Origin of the sequence: Pedococcus sp. NPDC057267 (genome assembly GCF_042668795.1) — a bacterium.
Classification (GTDB): domain Bacteria; phylum Actinomycetota; class Actinomycetes; order Actinomycetales; family Dermatophilaceae; genus Pedococcus.
The window spans coordinates 1-17,535 of the sequence record NZ_JBHUYG010000039.1; the positions used below are offsets into that span (position 1 = coordinate 1).

Annotated in this window: 15 protein-coding genes; 2 read left to right on the forward strand and 13 right to left on the reverse strand. The window is 73.1% G+C overall.

Features of this window, described 5'->3' with window-relative positions; genetic code table 11:
• Positions 1 to 62: 62 nt before the first annotated feature.
• From ACFUC1_RS10275 to ACFUC1_RS10290, 4 genes are all read right to left on the reverse strand, one after another.
• Positions 63 to 1,373, reverse strand: coding sequence for a RimK family alpha-L-glutamate ligase (locus ACFUC1_RS10275; protein ID WP_379119304.1), 1,311 nt, complete (start codon positions 1,371 to 1,373; stop codon positions 63 to 65).
• A gap of 128 nt (positions 1,374 to 1,501) precedes the next feature.
• A complete protein-coding gene (locus ACFUC1_RS10280) occupies positions 1,502 to 2,473 on the reverse strand; it encodes a tetratricopeptide repeat protein (protein ID WP_379119306.1) in 972 nt (323 codons plus the stop codon).
• Positions 2,474 to 2,543: 70 nt separating this feature from the next.
• On the reverse strand, positions 2,544 to 3,527 hold the full coding sequence (locus ACFUC1_RS10285; RefSeq protein WP_379119308.1) for a hypothetical protein: 984 nt from the start codon (positions 3,525 to 3,527) through the stop codon (positions 2,544 to 2,546).
• Positions 3,524 to 4,252 carry a hypothetical protein gene (locus ACFUC1_RS10290; RefSeq protein ID WP_379119310.1) on the reverse strand — a complete coding sequence of 243 codons (729 nt, stop codon included), beginning with the start codon at positions 4,250 to 4,252 and terminating at the stop codon, positions 3,524 to 3,526. Before ACFUC1_RS10290 ends, ACFUC1_RS10285 begins: the two co-directional genes overlap by 4 nt.
• Positions 4,253 to 4,391: 139 nt before the next feature.
• Here ACFUC1_RS10290 and ACFUC1_RS10295 point away from each other — a divergent pair, with 139 nt between their 5' ends.
• The gene (locus ACFUC1_RS10295) at positions 4,392 to 5,039 is read left to right on the forward strand and encodes a TetR/AcrR family transcriptional regulator (RefSeq protein ID WP_379119312.1); all 648 of its coding nucleotides are present in this window, start codon (positions 4,392 to 4,394) and stop codon (positions 5,037 to 5,039) included.
• 37 nt (positions 5,040 to 5,076) lie between these two features.
• Here the strand turns inward: ACFUC1_RS10295 and ACFUC1_RS10300 are convergent, their stop codons facing one another.
• The 5 genes from ACFUC1_RS10300 to ACFUC1_RS10320 form a co-directional block, all read right to left on the reverse strand.
• Positions 5,077 to 6,834 (reverse strand): methylmalonyl-CoA mutase, encoded by a 1,758-nt coding sequence (locus ACFUC1_RS10300; RefSeq protein ID WP_379119314.1) that lies wholly within the window; start codon positions 6,832 to 6,834, stop codon positions 5,077 to 5,079.
• Between the two features lie 232 nt (positions 6,835 to 7,066).
• Positions 7,067 to 7,582, reverse strand: a complete 516-nt coding sequence (locus tag ACFUC1_RS10305; protein WP_379119316.1) for a MarR family winged helix-turn-helix transcriptional regulator — start codon at positions 7,580 to 7,582, stop codon at positions 7,067 to 7,069.
• A gap of 23 nt (positions 7,583 to 7,605) precedes the next feature.
• Positions 7,606 to 8,304 (reverse strand): ABC transporter ATP-binding protein, encoded by a 699-nt coding sequence (locus tag ACFUC1_RS10310; protein ID WP_379119318.1) that lies wholly within the window; start codon positions 8,302 to 8,304, stop codon positions 7,606 to 7,608.
• The gene (locus ACFUC1_RS10315) at positions 8,297 to 9,178 is read right to left on the reverse strand and encodes an ABC transporter ATP-binding protein (RefSeq protein WP_379119367.1); all 882 of its coding nucleotides are present in this window, start codon (positions 9,176 to 9,178) and stop codon (positions 8,297 to 8,299) included. The genes ACFUC1_RS10310 and ACFUC1_RS10315 overlap by 8 nt, the downstream gene beginning before the upstream one ends.
• A 2-nt stretch (positions 9,179 to 9,180) precedes the next feature.
• Positions 9,181 to 12,294, reverse strand: coding sequence for an FtsX-like permease family protein (locus tag ACFUC1_RS10320; protein ID WP_379119320.1), 3,114 nt, complete (start codon positions 12,292 to 12,294; stop codon positions 9,181 to 9,183).
• Between the two features lie 252 nt (positions 12,295 to 12,546).
• On the opposite strand from ACFUC1_RS10320, the gene ACFUC1_RS10325 reads away from it, so the two are divergent.
• Positions 12,547 to 14,106, forward strand: a complete 1,560-nt coding sequence (locus ACFUC1_RS10325) for an FG-GAP-like repeat-containing protein (protein WP_379119322.1) — start codon at positions 12,547 to 12,549, stop codon at positions 14,104 to 14,106.
• 61 nt (positions 14,107 to 14,167) lie between these two features.
• Here ACFUC1_RS10325 and ACFUC1_RS10330 read toward each other — a convergent pair whose 3' ends face one another.
• The 4 genes from ACFUC1_RS10330 to ACFUC1_RS10345 all read right to left on the reverse strand — a co-directional run bounded on the left by ACFUC1_RS10330 (position 14,168) and on the right by ACFUC1_RS10345 (position 17,526).
• Positions 14,168 to 14,476: an MTH1187 family thiamine-binding protein gene (locus ACFUC1_RS10330; protein WP_379119324.1), complete on the reverse strand. Its 309-nt coding sequence runs from the start codon at positions 14,474 to 14,476 to the stop codon at positions 14,168 to 14,170.
• 121 nt (positions 14,477 to 14,597) lie between these two features.
• Positions 14,598 to 15,683, reverse strand: coding sequence for a GNAT family N-acetyltransferase (locus tag ACFUC1_RS10335; protein ID WP_379119326.1), 1,086 nt, complete (start codon positions 15,681 to 15,683; stop codon positions 14,598 to 14,600).
• Positions 15,684 to 15,822: 139 nt separating this feature from the next.
• Positions 15,823 to 17,070: an NAD(P)/FAD-dependent oxidoreductase gene (locus ACFUC1_RS10340; RefSeq protein WP_379119328.1), complete on the reverse strand. Its 1,248-nt coding sequence runs from the start codon at positions 17,068 to 17,070 to the stop codon at positions 15,823 to 15,825.
• Between the two features lie 33 nt (positions 17,071 to 17,103).
• Positions 17,104 to 17,526 carry a hypothetical protein gene (locus ACFUC1_RS10345; protein ID WP_379119330.1) on the reverse strand — a complete coding sequence of 141 codons (423 nt, stop codon included), beginning with the start codon at positions 17,524 to 17,526 and terminating at the stop codon, positions 17,104 to 17,106.
• Between the last annotated feature and the right edge of the window lie 9 nt (positions 17,527 to 17,535).

Sequence of the window (17,535 nt, forward strand, 5' to 3'; positions counted from 1 at the left end):
GGACACCCCATCGGTGTCCGGGCCGTCGTGCGTCCGGGGCCGGGGGTCGCGGACGTGGGGCTTCAGGCGGTGACGGCCGGCGCCGGGCCACCCACCACCGCCTCGTCGGCGCGCGAGGCGCCCGAGCCCAACCGCGAGCGCTCATCGGCCACCCACAGCCGGGTGAGGCCGCCGAAGTGACCCTCGAACCGCCTCCACTCGTGCGGCGGGTACGTCTGCTGGATCGTGCTCGTCAGCAGGGACCGGAACGCGTCCGAGTCCACCCACTCCAGCACCAGCTCGTCGACGTGCCCGAGGGCTGCGTCGCAGAACTCGCGGTAGCGCTCGGTCTCGAAGTGCTCGTCCGCGAGGCGCTGGTAGGCCGCGAGCTTGCCCTGGTAGTCCAGGCCGGGGTCGTCGGCCACCGCGAACCACGGGTCGGTGTCCACCTGCGTGCGCGCCCGCCGGTCGGTCGCCACGCAGAACACCGACCACTTGAGCAGCGCCTTCATCGCCCACGGGAAGTAGTAGTGCAGCGAGGTGACCGCCACGTCGGGGCAGGCGTTGGCGTAGTCGATGGGGTAGACCACCCCGTCCTTGACGAGCATCTCGCACGAGTTGAACTCCCAACGGAAGAAGGAGTTCACCGTCTGGGCGATGGTGATCGCCTCGCTGCCCACCGCCTCGGAGAGGAAGCCGTGCTCCACGGCATACCGCTCGTGCATGGGCTCGTCGGGACGGAACTTCATGACCATCGTCTCCGGCCCGATCGTCAGCGCCCGCGCGAAGACCTCGAACCCGTCGACCGCCTTCTGCAGGTGCATGAGCATCTCGCCGGAGTCGTTGTAGGCGGCGTGCAGGTCGTCGCGGTCCCTGATCATCGAGACGCCCCGCCAGGCCCCGCCGTCGAACGGCTTCATGAACATGGGGTACCCGAGGTCCTCGGCGATCTCGTCGAGGTCGAAGGACTTGTTGTACTTCGCGGAGGTGAAGGCCCAGCGCACGTTGTCGATCGGGTTCTTGTAGGGCACGAGGACCGTCTCGGGGACGTTCATCCCGAGCCGCAGGAGGGCGCAGTATGCCGAGTGCTTCTCCATCGACTGGAACGTGAACGGGCTGTTGAGCAGGTACACGTCGTCCATGAGCGCGACCTTCTTGAGCCACTCGCGCGGGTGGTAGTACCAGTGCGCCAGCCGGTCGATGACCAGGTCGTGCCGGGGCTTGTCGCGCAGGTTGAACGGCTCGATGGTCACGCGCTCGGTGGTGACCCGGTGCCGGGTGCCGTCCGGCCCGGTCACCGTCCCGAGCCGCTCGACGAGGGACTCGAACGCCGCCGGCCAGTCGCCCTCGGCACCGAGCAGGAGTCCGATCAGGTGGTTCCGTGAGGAGGACATGCGCCCATACTCGCGGCTGGTCGCCGATGCCGAAAGTGGAGACTGCGGCCCCAGCCGCGGAGGGGTGAAGGCCGGCGAGGGCCTTGCGGAGGTCAGGTCAGGGCGGACCTCAGGACCGGGCGGGGACGTCAGAACAGGGCGGACATCAGCGCGGTGCGCGCCTTGCGCACGCGCTCGTCGTGGGACCCCACGACGGAGAACAGCTCGAGCAGGTGGGCACGCGCCGCCTCGCGCTCGTCGCCGCTCGTGGCGCGGACCAGGTCGATGAGCCTCAGGAACGCGTCCTCCACGTGGCCGCCGAGGACGTCGAGGTCGGCCACCAGCGTCTGGGCGGCGACGTCCTGCGGGTGCTCGGCCGCCGCCGCTCGGGCAGCCTGCAGGTCGGCGCCCTGGGTGCGCTGCATGAGGCCGACCTGCGCGAGCCCGAGCTGGGCGTCGGCGTCGGCGGGGTCCTGCTTGAGCGCCGTGGTGTATGCCGCAGCCGCGGCCTCGAGGTCGCCGCGCTCGATGGCGTCGTAGGCCTCCTGGTGCAGCGGGGGCAGCGGGGGTTCCTCGCCCTCCTGCCCCGCACCGGCGGCCGACACGTCGACCCGGCCGGCGACGCCGTGCTGCACGGCCAGGCCGAGGAACTCGTCGAGCACCTGGCGCAGCGTGGCCTCCGCCTGCACGCCGGCGAACATCGGGACCGGCTGGCCCTGGACCATGCCCATGGTCACGGGGACGCTCTGCACCTGGAACGCGCGCAGCAGCGTGGGGTTGGCCTCGACGTCGATCGAGACGACCTGGAACCGGCCCTCGTACGAACCTGCCACCGACACGACCGTGTCGAGGTAGGCGCGGGACTCGGGCAGGCGGGCCGCCCACAGCACCAGCAGCAGCGGGACGCTGACCGAGGCGTTCGCGATCTCCTGGAAGTTCGCGTCCGTGCCCTCGACGACGACGCCGCTGCGGCCCGGCACGCCCGGCGCGGCGGCAGCGGGACCACCTGCGGACGGGGCCGTGGACGCGGTCGGGGCGGCTCCGGCAGGGGCCGCTGCGCTCTGCAGACCCGACAGGTCCACCGCTCCTCGCACACCACCGGGGTTCGGCTGATCAGTCATGCCGCCGATTCTTCCGCACCGGCGCCGCGACCGCCCAGCCGCCCCGTGCCGCTGTGCGGTCGTGGGGGGCTCAGGAGCCCGTGGCCGAGGACAAGACCTCGTCGACGGCGACCATCTTCGCCATGCCCTGTGCAGGAACGGTGAAGACCACCATCTCGTAGGTCTGCAGCTGCGCGCTGCGGGTGAGCGTCTTCTTGCGCACCAGCTTCTGGAAGTCCGTGCTGGGCGTGAGCGACTTGCCACTGTCACTCAGCGTGATCGCGTCCGTGCGCTGCATCAGGGCGAAGACCAGCGCCCCGCCGTCCTTGAGCCGGATGGCGGTCGTGCCCGGCTGGGGCACGTGCTTCTGCGTCAGCGTCGCGAGCTTGCCGAACGACTTGGCCTGGGCCTCGGCATTGGCCCGGACGGCGAGCGCGAAGGGGTCGCCCGTCTCCACGTCGGGCGCCGGCGACGCCTTGGGGAAGGCCAGCGCACCGGCATACTCCTGGACGAGCTTGTCCGGCGCCACGGACAGGTCGGAGCCGTCGGTGACGAGGGGCGAGCCGCTGCGCAGCGAGTCCAGCGCCGCCACGGTCGCACCGGGGTGCATCCGGGCCGACGCCGCCAGCTTGAACGGGGTCGTCGGGTCGGGCGAGGTGAGCAGGTTGAGCTCGGTCGTGCCGTCCTTGTCGGCGGTCTGCACGACCATCACGCGCGGCCACGCGGTCCCCCGCGAGACCGCCAGCACCTTGGGCGGCGTGCTGCGGGTCAGGGGCGTGTCCGCAGCCGAGGTGCCCTCCTGGCTCTTGGCCGCAGCCTCGGCGACGGCGAGCGCGCTGCCCGTGAGGGCCTGCTTGCGCAGGGCGTCGGCCTGGTCGCCGGTGGCGCGCGAGGCCGCGTCGGCCTGGTCGAGGACGCGCGTGGCGATCTGCTCCGCGGTGTCGGGCGCGATCGGGGCCGTGGTGGTCACCTGGGCGGGGGCGTCGTGGAGGCCGACGACCGCCTCGGCGGCGCCGCACCCGGCGAGGACCAGCGCGAGGGCGGCGCCGGCGACGACCTTGGGGGTGGGGGTCATGCCTTCACCTCCGGGGCGGGGTCGGTGGCGTCCTTCGCGGACGCGGGAACGTCTGTCTCGCGCTCGTGCGCCTCGACGGCGGGGGCGCCGTCCGCGTGGTCGGCGACCTGGGCAGGAGCGTTCGGGGAGCGTCGCCACGTGCCGAGCAGGCCCACGGCACCCACGGCGGCGAGGATGAGCCCCACGAGCGTCGTCAGCAGGCTCTGGGCGAACCACGTGCCGCGGCTGATCGTCAGCGTCACCGACGTGACCGTGCCACCGGCCGGCGCCGTCACGACGAGCGCCTCGGGGGCGTCGCCCTGGTCGACCTCGACGTGGGCGCGGCCCTTGCCGGTCACCGTCTGGCGCCACACGTCGGCGGTGGCGAGGTCCGCCGAGGGGCTGCCCGAGCCGGCCGTGGCACCGACGAGGGTCCAGGTGCCCAGGCGGGAGCCGGTGATGGTGGTGTGCTGCGCGCCACCGATCACGGCCCTGGCGTCCGACGGGGAGGTCCGGCCGATCCAGACCTGCGCGCCGCCCTTCGTCGTCGCGGTGACCTCCACCGGGTCGTCGACCCGGTTGAGCACGCTCGGCTGCAGGACCACGAGACCGCTGCCGGGGGTGGCGCGGAAGGTCGCGCTGCCCGAGGTGCCGAGGTGTGAGGTGAACCACGCGCCCACGACGAGCAGGACGAGCCCGATGCCTGTCAGCGCGGCCAGGAGCACGCGTTTGGCCAGGATCGACACAGTTCGAATTCCTTTACGTGAGACGGCCGGCGCGGGAGGCGTCCCCACAGCCGGCATTCACTCCACCATGACCCAACGCCCCCGACGAGGACAAATCCTCGGCCCCTGAAATCGGGACATCAGTGGCATGATCGCCGGGGTGACCGCACGAACCCGACACGGCAGGGCCAGGCGCCCCGGGCGGCCCCGCGAGGAGGCGACCGAGCGGGCCATCACCGCTGCCGCCCGCGAGGTCCTGGCCGCCAAGGGCGTGTCGCGGATGTCCATGGAGCACGTCGCCGCCAAGGCCGGTGTGGCCAAGAGCACGCTCTACCGCCGCTGGCCGTCCAAGGTCGAGCTCGCCGTGCACGCCGTCGCCGTCCGGTTCGACGAGATCGAGGTGGGCGACCACGGCTCGCTCGCCGCCGACATGCGCGCGGGGATCGAGGAGGCGGCAACGCTGCTGCGCGACCCGTCCACGGGAGGGGCGTATGCCGCGCTGCTGGCGGAGTCCGCCCGCGACCGCGACGGGGTGGGTGTGCAGGTGCGCGAGTCGCTCTCCACCCGGCTGCACGCGCTCGTCGCGACGTCGGTCGAGCGCGCCATCCGCCGCGGGGAGATCCGCCCCGAGATGGTCGACGTCGACCTGCTCGCCGACATCGTCGTCGGCTCGGTGATGCACCGGGCCCTGGTCACCGGCGAGCCGGACTCCGCGTTCGTCGACGCCCTGATCGAGCTGCTCGCCGACGTCGCCTGGGCCCGGCTGCACCGCGCCCAGAAGCAGGCGGCGGCTGCCGCGGCCGACTGAGGCCCACGGCACACCGCCGCCACGGCGGCCCCGCGGGTCAGAAGCGGGCGGGCTCGCGGTAGACGCCCCACTCCTCACGCAGCGCGTTGCAGATCTCGCCCAGGGTGGCCTCGGCCCGCACGGCGTCGAGCATCGCCGGGACCATGTTCTCGGTGGTGCGGCTCACCTCGACCATGCGGGCGACGGCGGCGGTGACGGCGGCCTCGTCGCGGCCGGCCTTGCGGTCGGCGAGCAGGGAGACCTGCTCACGCTCGACCTCGTGGCTGACGCGCAGGATCTCGAGCTCGTGGCTGACGCTGCCGGTGTGGGTGTTGACGCCGACGACCTTCTTGTCGCCCTTCTCGAGCGCGACCTGGTACCGGAAGGCGGCCTCGGCGATCTCGCTCATGAACCAGCCCTCCTCGATGCCGCGCAGGATGCCCTTGGTCATCGGCCACTGGCCGCCCTCGGCCTTGCCGGTGTTCTCCCGCATGACGGCGGCGAGCTGCTCGGTGTCCCTGGACGTCAGGTCGCTGCCGCCGAGGGTGAGGATGCGGTCGAAGATCTTCTCGGCCTCGGCCTCGATGCGGTCGGTGAGCGCCTCGACGTACCAGCTGCCGCCGAGCGGGTCGGCGACGTTCGTCACGCCGGTCTCGTCCATGATCACCTGCTGCGTGCGCAGGGCGATCTCCGCGGCCTGCTCGGTCGGCAGGGCGAGGGTCTCGTCGAGCGCGTTGGTGTGCAGGCTGTTGGTGCCGCCGAGGACCGCCGCGAGCGCCTCGGCCGCGGTGCGGACGACGTTGTTGTACGGCTGCTGGGCCGTGAGGCTGACGCCGGCGGTCTGGGTGTGGAACCGCAGCCACTGGGCCTTGTCGGTCTTCGCGCCGTAGACGTCGCGCATCCAGCGGGCCCAGATCCGGCGGGCGGCGCGGAACTTGGCGACCTCCTCGAAGAAGTCGACGTGGCTGTCGAAGAAGAACGACAGGCCGGGCGCGAAGGTCTCGATGTCGAGGCCGCGGGACAGGCCCAGCTCGACGTAGCCGAAACCGTCGGCGAGGGTGAACGCGAGCTCCTGCGCGGCCGTCGAGCCGGCCTCGCGGATGTGGTACCCGGAGACCGACAGCGGCTTGTAGGCCGGAATTTTCTCCGCGCAGTACTCCATGAGGTCGCCGATCAGGCGCAGGTGCGGCTCGGGCGCGAAGAGCCACTCCTTCTGCGCGATGTACTCCTTGAAGATGTCGGTCTGCAGCGTGCCGTTGAGGACGCCGAGGTCGACGCCCTGGCGCTCTGCCGCGACGAGGTACATGCAGAACACGGGCACCGCCGGCCCGCTGATCGTCATCGACGTGGTGGTCTCACCGAGCGGGATGTCCTTGAACAGCACCTCCATGTCGGCGGCCGAGTCGATGGCCACGCCGCAGTGGCCGACCTCGCCGAGGCTCATCGGGTCGTCGGAGTCGCGGCCCATCAGGGTGGGCATGTCGAACGCGACCGACAGCCCACCGCCGCCACGCTCGAGGATCATCTTGTAGCGCTCGTTGGTCTGCACCGCGTTGCCGAACCCGGCGAACTGGCGGATCGTCCACGTGCGGCCGCGGTAGCCCGTCGGGTACAGGCCGCGAGTGAAGGGGAACTCCCCCGGCCACCCGATCGACTCGGGCACCTCGCTGCCGTCAGCCGGGCCGTAGACCGGGTCGACCTGCATCCCGGACAGCGTCGTGAAGTCGGCGTCACGCACCTGGCCCTTGGCCTGCGCGGCGTCGTAGCGGGCCTGCCAGCGGGCGGCCCCGGACTGCTCGGGAGTGGTCTGCGTCATACCGCGCAATTTACTAGGACGTCCTAGTAAATACCAAACACGACCTCCGGCGGGCGTTCGGTCAGTGCCGCGTCGCCTTCCGACTTCCCCCCGAAACGGCAGTTGCGTGCGCGAAACGGCACTTCGTATGCCCCGTTTCACGTCCGCAACTGCCGTTTTGCGCGGCGTGTGCCGGGGGCGGCGTGTGCCGGGGGCGTCCGCCGGGCGACGCGGCGTATGCCGTGAGGCTGGGTCAGGCGTCGAAGTCGTGGGCGCCGACGCGGACCTTGCGCAGGAGCTCGAAGAGCTGCTCGTGCTCGGCGGCGCTGAGCATCCCGAGGCCGAAACGCATCCCGACCAGGTCCGCCGTGGCGGCCTCCATGGCGTCGCGCCCGGCCGGCGTGATGACGGCGAGCGTGCCGCGGCCGTCGTCGGGGTTCGGCACACGCTCGACGAAACCCTGCGCGTCGAGCCGCTGCACGATGTTGGTCGCGCTCGTCGGGTGGACCATGAGCCGCTGCCCGATCTTGCTCATGCCGAGCCGACCGTCGCGGCTGAAGGCGAGCAGGACCAGCGCCTCGTACCGCGCGAAGGTCAGGCCGTGCCGGGCGCAGACGGCGTCGTAGTCGGTGATGAGCAGCTGCTGCACCCGCATGATCGACGTGGCGCTCGCCATCGCGACGGGCTGGGACGACCGCCCCCACCGCCGGGTCCACAGCTGCGCGGCCCGGGTGATCGGGTCGAACGGCAGGCGGATGGGCTTGGGCACGGTTCGCAAGGGTAGTGCGACGGTCAGCGCGGCAGGCGGACCGTCTCACACCGTCCGTCGTCGAGTCGCAGCTCGCCGTCGGCCTCGGCGGCCGCCTCGGGGTCGTTGGTCGCCATGACCACGATCGCGCCGCGCTGCGCCTCGGCCCGCAGCAGCCGAAGGACGCGCTCGCGGTTGTCGTGGTCGAGCTCGCTCGTCGGCTCGTCGGCGAGCAGCACCCGGCCCCTCAGGGCGAGCCCCCGCGCGACGGCGACGCGCTGCTGCTGGCCGCCGCTGAGCTCCTCGGCGAGGTGGCTCCCCGACTCCTCGAGGCCCACCGCCGCGAGTGCCTCGTGCGCGCGGCGGCGCGCCTCGTCCGCGGGCACCCCCTTGGCGAGCAGCGGCAGCGCGACGTTCTCCCGCGCGGTCAGGAGCAGGGCCAGCGCGCTCCCCTGGGGGATGACCTCGATGCCGAGGGCGGCGGCGCCGGAGCGGTCGCCCACGGCCTCCTCCCCCAGCCGGACGCCGCCCTCGGCCTGCACGGCCCCGGCGATCGCCCACAGCAGCGAGGACTTCCCGGCGCCCGAGTGACCCGTCACCGCGAGGAACTCCCCCGGGTACGCCTCGAAGCCGGCCGCGTCGACCGCCACGGTCGACCCGTAGCGCACGGTCACCCCCGAGACCTCGAGCGGCGGGACCTCGACGCGCTCGTCGGCGCCCAGGGCGTGCTGCGCCTCAGCCATGCCGGCCACCTCCACCCTCGGGCACGAGCACCCACGTCCCGTCGTCGGTGCGGTGCACCCGCACGAGCGCACCCGGCGGGAACGCCGCCACCGCCGCCGGCGGCAGGGGCAGCGAGCCGTCCGCCGCCACCACGGCATACTCCTCGCCGGCCCGGCCCTCGCCGCCCACCCGGCCGTCGCGGATGGTCACGGTGCGCGGCAGGCGCGCGGCGACCTCGGGGTCGTGGGTGACGACGACGATCGTGGTGCCCCACTCGCGGTTGACCCGGTGCAGGGCGTCGAGGACGACGTCGCGCGAGGTGTGGTGCAGCTGGCTCGTGGGCTCGTCACCGAGCAGCAGCCCCGGACGGCTGGCGAGGGCCACCGCGAGCGCGGCGAGCTGGAGCTGGCCCGGCGGCAGCGACGGCAGCGGTGCCGTGGCCTCGCGGTCGAGCCCGACGAGCTCGAGCACCTCTCCCACGGCCGGCACGTCGCGCCCGGCTCTGAGCGCCGCGCGCTGGGCGAACTCGACGTTCTGCCGGGCGGTGAGGTACGGGAGCAGGTTGCGCGCGGCGCCCTGCAGGACCAGCCCCACCTCGGCCGCCCGGAAGGCGTCGAGCTCAGCCTCGGTCATGGTCGACAGCTCGTGCTCGCCGACGAGCACCCGGCCCGCACTGGGCCGCATCAGGCCGCCGAAGAGGGTGAGCAGCGTCGACTTGCCCGCACCGGACGGGCCCAGGAGCCCGACGACCTCGCCGGCGTGGACGACGAGGTCCACCCCCGACAGCGCCGCGACGTCGTGCCCCTCGGCGCGGTAGATGTGCACCAGCCCGCGCGTCGTGACCTGCAGCCCGCGCCGGGACGAGGTCTCACGCGCTGCGCCCGCAGCCACCATGCTCACAGGCTCTCCCTGACCCTCTGCAGCGTGATCCGCCGGCCCGCCCCGCGGGCCGCGAGCCAGCCGACGACGACGAGGACGACCGCACCCGCCGCGGCGGCCTCGAGGAGCACCCCGAGCGCCGGAGCCAGCTCGAGCGGCGGCACCGGTGTCGCGTCGTCGTCGAACAGCGGCAGCAGCGGCATGGCCAGCAGGGAGCTGACCGCGCCGCAGACGAGGCCCACGACCGACCCGACCGCGACGAGGACGACCTGCTCGCGGACGAGCGCCCGGCGCAGGACGGACAGCCTGACCCCGGACATGTGCAGGGCCGCCATGTCGCGAGCCACGGTGCGCCAGCCGGTGACGGTCAGGACGATGACGACGAGTGCGGCGAGCAGGATGCCCATGGCCCCGGTGAAGACGGCGAGCCGCAGCCCCTGCGCCGAGGCGGCCTGGTCGAGCCGCTGCTTGGACTCGGTGTACCGGTGGGTGCCGATGACGCCGATGCCCTGGGCAGCGAGCACCTGCGTGACGGCGGCCGCGTCCGCCGGGTCGCGCAGCCAGACCGACAGTGTGCCGGTGTCCGCGAGCCGGCCGCCGAGCCTCGCCAGGGTCTCGTAGTCGACGAGCACGCCCTTGGACCCGAGCAGCGGGAGGGTGTCGACCTTCTGCGTCGACGCCACGCGGATCGGCGCCCCGGTGAGACCCGCAGCGTCGAAGGACTCCGTGGCACCCCCCGGGGGCACGTCGCCGGCGAGCAGTCCCGGCAGGACGGCCGGCACGTCGGCATGGGTGATCGAGACCGAGAAGCCGCTGTTGACGATGCCCAGGCCGAGCGTGTCCGGCCCGGCGCTGCTGGGCTCCATCCGGTCGGGGGTGTCGCCCGACGGTGGCAGGTACGCGTTCCACTGCGACGGGTCGCCGAGCCGGAGCGACGTGCCGTCCAGCCCCAGGCCCGAGATCGTCAGTGCGCCCTTGACCTGCGACGCCAACGGATCGGTCTTGCGGAACTCGAGGCCGTCGAGCCGGCAGCCGTCCGGGCACAGCAGCGGTGCGTCGAGCCGGGCCGAGCCCTTGCCCGACAGCGGGACCAGGGCGATCACCCGCGTGAGCCGCTCGCCCTCGGCGGTGGTGACCGCGATGCGCAGCTCGGAGGGCTCGCCCAGCGGCTGGACCTCCACGGGGGGCCGCGGCTGCCCCGACTGACCCGTCGGCGGGTCGACCGTCTGCACCGGTGGCGTCTGCAGGTCCCACGCGACCCGTCCGGTGACGCGGTTCCCGCGGAGCTCGACGGTGGGCACGTCGGGGGGCGCCAGCGCGCCGACCCGGTAGGGACCACCGGGCGGCGCGAACGCGACGGAATCGAGGGAGCGCGACACCACCGCCAGGGTGGCCGTCGCGCCGGGGTCCACGCGGCGGATGACCGCCACGGGTGTCGCCCGCCGGCCGGTCGGGTCCGCCTTGCGTACCGCGGCCAGCAGCGTGACCGGGTTGCGGCTGTCGGTGACGAGCGTCATCGGTGCGCCGGAGAGCACCTCGGCGCGCGCCTGCCAGTTCCGGTCCCCCACCGCCACCGCGTTGGCCGCGAAGACGGTGAGGGCCAACGCGACGCTCACGACCGTGACGACCTTGCGCGGGCCGGCCCGGCGCTCGAGGCCGAATGCCGTGAGGGCGTGGCCCACCCGTCCCCGCAGTTGGTTGCGGCGCCCGGCCGCCCGCGCCACGGGCACCACGACTCGCGTCGCCACCAGCCCCGCGGCGAGCGCCACGAGCGTCGGCGTGAGGAGGGCGAGCGGACCCTGGAGCGTCCTGGTGGCGAGGCCGACCAGGCCGAAGACCGCGAGCGCGACGGCGAGCGCGTCCACGAGGGTGACTGCCCTCGACCGCTCCGGGGCCACCCGGCGCAGGAGCGAGGAGACGCTCAGCCGCTGCACCGGTCGCGCCGCCAGCCAGATCGCCACGCCACAGGCCATGGCAGCGACGGCGAGCGCTGCCAGGGACTGCCACGGCACCTCGAACGGCACCCCCTCGGGCAGCACGAACCACCGGGCCGCACTCGTGAGCAGGAGGGCCAGGCCGAACCCCAGCGGCAGGCCGAGTGCCGCGGTCATCGCGAGCTCGCCCATGACGAGCCGGCCGGCCCCCTCCCGGCTGCGCCCCCGCAGCCGGGCGAGGGCCACCTCCGGCCGGCGCTGCTCGACCGCGGCCTGCGCCACCAGCAGCAGGATCGCCACCGCGAGCAGGCCGAGCTGGGCCATGAGGAGCGGCACGATCACCCGCAGGCGGGACTGGCCGACGGCGAGGCCGTCGATGATGCCGGGCAGCTCGGTGCTCACGAGCGCGCCGGGCACGCCGCCCGTCCGCGTCGTGCGGTCGGCGAGGAGCCGCCGGACCTCGTCGAGGTTGTCCAGGGTGAACAGGTCACGGTTCAGCGGCAGGCTGAGCGTCACCTGCGCCGTCCGCCAGCGGGGCGTGAACGTCGCCTCGGTCGTGACGAAGTCGTCGACCGCGGGGATGAGGTCCTGCCCGATGGACAGGAGGGTCCCGGACTTGCCGTCGAGCTGCTCGGTCAGCCAGTAGCGGGAGTCGGGCACCACCTCGTACGCGCCCACCACGACCAGCGTGGCGAACGACACGGGGCCGAGCGCGTCGGAACCGGGGATCGCGACGTCGAAGCCGTGGCCCATCGGCCACTTCCACGCGACGAGGTCCTTGGCGGAGACGAGGATCTCGCCGGCCGCCGCCGGGCAGCGGCCCTGGGTGAGGCGCAGGTGCTCGCAGCTGCCGTCCCGGGACAGGATCGTCACCGGTGACGGCTTGAGGCCCTTGCGCGGGATGATGTCGAGCGGCTGCGACACCTGCCCGACACCGGCCGAGTACAGGCGGCCCAGCGCCGGCTGGACGTTCCCCTCGAGGTCACGGCTGCCGAAGTCGGGGTTCGCGGGGTTGCGGCCCGCGCGCACCACGAGCGCGGTGTCCGCCGGGGAAGCCTCCCCCACCGCCTGGCGCAGCTGCGCCTGGCCGAGGGCCCGCTGGTAGAGCGGCGCGACGACGGCGCAGGTGGCGATGAGCGCGGACAGCAGGACGAGGACGAGCGCCTGCGCCCGGCGGTAGCGGATCGCCGCCCACATGCTGTCGTCGCCCTCCCCGGTGCCGAACGGGTTCCCACCCGAGTCGAACGGGTCCCCGGCCCGACCCTAGGGGGACCTCCTGCGGCGGAGGGCTACGTTCCGGCAACGATTTGCGCCGCCAGGGTCGCCGGACGCAAGGCTTTGCAAATGTCGGCCACAGACCCCTTCTGGACGCACAGGACGGGTAGCCTGACCCCTCACGTGCGAGTGCAGGTAAGCGCGGACAATGCATGCACGCGTGGAGGACAGCACATGACAAGCAGGACCAAGGCACTCATCTCGGTCGTCGTCACCGCGGCTGCCGCCCTCATCGGGCTCGGCCCGGCGCCGGCACAGGCCGCGGCTCAGCCCGTGAACGCCACGGCGGCCTCCGACTGGAGCGGCGACGGCAGGGCCGACATCGTCGCGCCGACGACGGACGGCCGCCTGTGGCTGTACGCCGGCAGCGGCAACGGCGGTTTCAGCGGCGCCCCGACCGCGATCGGCACGGGCTGGAACCTCCGGGACCAGATCCGCATGGTGGGCAACTTCGATGGTGTGCCGGGCACGGACATCGTCGCCCGCGAACCCTCCACGGGAGCCCTGTGGCTGTACTCCGGCACCGGTGCGGGGGGCTTCCGGTCGTCCAAGGTCATCGGCAGTGGTTGGCAGATCTTCAGCCAGATCTTCTCCCCGGGGGACTGGGACGGCGACGGACACCCGGACCTGCTCGGCATCGTCAAGAGCGATGGCTCCCTGCGGATGTACCGAGGCGACGGCGCCGGCGGCTTCCTCGGGATGCGCGTCATCGGCACCGGGTGGGCCGGCTACGACGGGCTCATGACCACTGGCGACTTCGACGGTGACGGCGCGCCGGACTTCCTGGCCCGCAACACCGCCAACGGCGACCTGCGCCTCTACCGCAGCGACGGGTCGGGGGGCTTCGCCCCCACGAAGGTCGTGGGAACCGGCTGGAACGTGTTCACCGCCCTCCTGGGTCTCGGCGACTGGTCCGGGGACGGCCACAGCGATGTCCTGGGACGCCTGGCGGACGGCTCGCTGAAGATGTACCCGGGGGATGGCCGAGGGGGTTGGACGGCCCCCTACCCGATCATCGGCACCGGCTGGAACAGCATCCGGCTGCCCGGTGAGACGAGCACCCCGCCGACTTCCGGCACGGTCTGCACCAACCCGTACTTCACCACGAGCGACCCCAACGGCGGCATCACGGACAACGGCTACTACGTCCACAACAACCTGTGGAATGCGGCGAGCTACCCGGGCACCACGGGGACCACGCAGGTCTGCTCGTACCACTCGTGGAACCACATCGCGTCGGCGAGCAACACCAGCGGTGACGGGGCGGTCAAGACGTACCCCAACGTCCACAAGGACTACTCGGGCCGGACCATCTCGAGCTTCCCGCGCCTCACCTCCTCGTTCGCGGCCACCTCGCCCGGACGCGGGATCTACGACGTCGCCTACGACCTCTGGCTCAACGGGGTGCCCAACGACGAGGTCATGATCTGGACGGACAACTACAAGCAGGTCCCTGCAGGGTCCCGCTTCGCCTCGGGGGTGAGCCTCGGCGGGCACACGTGGGACGTCTACGCCACGAGCGACAACGGGTACATCGCCTTCGTGCCGTCGAACGGCGCGCGGCTGACGTCCGGCACCGTCGACCTGAAGGCGATGCTCAGCTACCTCGTGGCACGCGGCCGAGTGGCCTCTGGCTCCACCGTCGACCAGATCTGCTACGGCGTGGAGGTCGTGGACACCGGCGGCAGCCCCGCCACGTGGAAGTTCACCAACTTCTCGATCACCGACTCCTGAGCCGGACGCCGCTGTCGCCAGGAGGCTGCGAGGTCCCTGGCGCGCGGCGCCCGGCGTCGGGTCAGCCTCGGCGCTCGATGGCGGCCTCGAGCCGCTCGAGCTTGCCGGTGAGCTCGCCGGCATACCCCTCGCGGATGTCGGCCTTGAGCACGAGGCTGACGCGCGGCCCGAAGGCTGCCACGGCGTCGACCGCCGCCTTGACCACGGCCATGCACTCGTCCCACTCCCCCTCCAGGGTCGTGAACATCGAGTCGGTGCGGTGCGGCAGGCCCGAGTCACGGACCACGGCGACAGCGGCGGCGACCGCCTCGCTCACGGAGCCGTTGGAGTCGGCGGAGGCGGACGGGGCGACGGAGAAGGCTACGAGCATGGGCCCACCGTATGCCGCGTGGTCCCGCGGCCGCCCGGGCGGTCGCCCGAAGTCCGGACCTCGGGGCTCCGCGGCCCCCTCGGGCGCCGACGTCCCGGACCTCGACGGTCGGGCGGATCGGTCAGGTGTCGAGGTGGCGCTGGTATGACAGCAGGACCTCGACCTTGCGGAAGCCGAGCAGCACGTTGACGCCGACCATCTGGGCGTTCTGCTCCGCGTTGCAGGTCTGGACCCGCTTGGCCTGCGGCGCGAACCGTGCCAGCTCCTGCAGGCCGCGCACCTTGACCGCCAGGCCGAGCCGGTGGCCGCGGTGCTCGCGGTGCACGAGCGTGCCCCACTGCATGACCTCCTCGGGGTCGTCCGCGCTCACCACGAGGTCGTTGTAGCCGACGACCTCACCGGTGGAGGCGATGGCGACCGTGTGCACCATGGTGCGCCCCTGCCGCTCAAGCCGGCCGAGCTCCTCGGCGTAGGTCTCAGGGCTCTGCGCCTCCTCCTCGAACTCGATCTCACCGGTCGGCGCGTCGACGGCGAGCTGGTTCCAGCAGGCGCAGTACGACTCGCGCAGCTCCTCGGGCAGGCCGCCGACGAACGACTCGATGCGGTAGCCGTCGTGGTGCGTGGCCGCCTGCGCCTCGAGTGCGACCAGGCGGTCGGGGTCGACAGGCAGGTCGAGGATGCGGCGCACCTCGGTGTTGGCGTAGGAGTACCCGCGACGCTCGGCGAACCGGACGTAGGGGTGGTCCGCCCGGGCGTCGTCGGGGACGTTGACCTCCACCAGGAGGGTGCGGCGACCGGCCGCCCGGGTCCGCTCGGCGACCCGCTCGGCCAGGGCGCTCCCGGCCCCGCGACCGCGCCACGCGGGGTCGACGTCGACCTCGGCCCAGGTGAACCGGGTGTTGTCCAGCAGCGGGAACCACAGCAGCGCAAGGCCCGCGACGTGGCCGTCGACGAGCGCCACCCACGGCTCGAGCCGCTCGACGGTGTTCTCCGACCGCAGCTGGACGGCCATCTCGCGCGCCGACCACGTCTTGGCCCAGGGCCGCTCGTGCAGGCAGGACGCCTGTCGCGCTGCGTGGGCGGCGGCCAGCTCGGCGTCGTCCGCGACGTCGAGCAGTCGCACGACGACACCCGTCCCGGGGCCGTCGGCGGTGCCGGGGCCGGGGACGGTCGAGGACGCCGTGCGGGGCGTGGTCGTCGTGGCCATGGCTCGAGTGTCCGGCTCGCGTCGCGTGTGCGGCAAAGGGTTTTCGGCCCCCGCAGGCCGAAGCGCGACGCCTCCCAGCCCACCTTCGTGGTGAGGGCCGAGACTCGTCAGGGACCGGCGAGGGCGGCGAGGAGGCTCGTCAGCGGCCGGTGAGGGCGGCGAGGTGGGCGTGCACGAGCGCCACCGTGGCCGCCCCCTCACCACTGGCCGACGCGACCCGCTTCATCGACCCGGCGCGCAGGTCGCCTGCGGCGAACACCCCGGGCACGGTGGTCTCCAGCGCGGCCGGCGGACGCCCACCGGTCCAGCGCTCGATGGGCACCTCGCGGCCGGTGTAGACGAAGCCGCGCTCGTCCCGGGCCACGACCTCGGGCAGCCAGTCGCTGCAGGGGTCGGCGCCCAGAAGGAGGAACAGGCCTCCCGCCTCGAGCCGCTCGCGCCCGTCCGGGCCCTCGAGCTGGAGCCACTCCAGGTGCGTCTCACCGCCACCGTCGACGACCCGCGTCCCGGTGCGCACCGTGATGGTCGGTGTGGCGGCGATCTCGCGCACGAGGTAGTCCGACATCGTCTCGGCCAGGCCGTCGCGGCGCACGACGATGGTGACGCTGCTGGCATACCGGGCGAGGTAGACCGCGGCCTGCCCGGCGGAGTTGCCGCCGCCGACGACGAACACGGGCCGGCCCTCCATCTCGCGCGTCGCACTCGTCGCCGCGCCGTAGTACACCCCGAGGCCGACCAGCTCCTCGAGCGACTCGATGCCGATGCGGCGGTACTGCACGCCCGTGGCGACGAGCACCGCCCGCGCGCGCAGCGAGCCGCCGTCGGTGTGGACGACGTGCGGCTCGCCGGGAGCGGCTGCGGGCTCGATCGACTCCGCGGGCACACCGGTGTAGATGCGGGCACCGAACCGGGTGGCCTGGAACCGGGCGCGCTGCGCCAGCCGCATGCCGGAGATGCCGCGCGGGAAGCCGAGGTAGTTGCGGATCAGCGAGCTGGTCCCGGCCTGGCCGCCGACGGCCTCCGCCTCGAGCACGACGGTGTCCAGGCCCTCGGAGGCGCCGTACACGGCGGCCGCGAGGCCGGCCGGTCCGGAGCCGACGATGACGAGGTCGACGATGCCGTCGGTGTCGACCGGCTGCGGTGAGCCGTAGACGAGGCGGGCCACCTGCTGCGCGGTGGCCGCCTCGAGGACCGTGCCACCGATGACGCCCGACGTCACGACGGGGTATGCCGGTGCCGCGCCGCCCTGCACCGACGGCAGGCCGGCGAGCACCTCGCGGGAGGCGGCGTCGTCGGGCGAGTACAGCCGGTGCGGGATGCCCATCCGGTCGAGGAAGTCGCGGATGCGCGCGGTCTCTGCCGTGCCGGCGCCGTCGATGATCCGCACGCCCTCGACCTCGGGCGTCGACGCCGTCCACCCCTAGTCGGAGAGGTACTCGGTGACGGCGGTGTGGAACTCCTCGTCCCGCGCGCCCTGCGGGATGAGCAGGTAGGTGTCGAACTTGCCGCGGGCGAGGGACTCGCGCAGCTTGGGCAGCGACAGGCCGTAGGCGTCGCGGGTGGTCAGGCAGATACGCCGGGCGGTGGGCAGCACGCCGTGCAGCTCGGCCAGGAGCCGCAGGCCGCTGTCGATCCCGGGCACCCGCCACCCCACCCCGAGCAGGGCGACCGGCTGGCCCCTCTCGTGCATCCGGGCGGCCGCCTCGCGGGCCTCCTCGGCGCTCTCGACGCAGACGACCTCGTAGTCCCGGGCGTAGCGCTGGAACTCGCTCGTGACGGTCGGGCACTGCTCTGGCTCGACGGCCAGGAGCAGTGCAGGGCGTGGACGGGCCGGCTCGCTCATGGTGTCCCG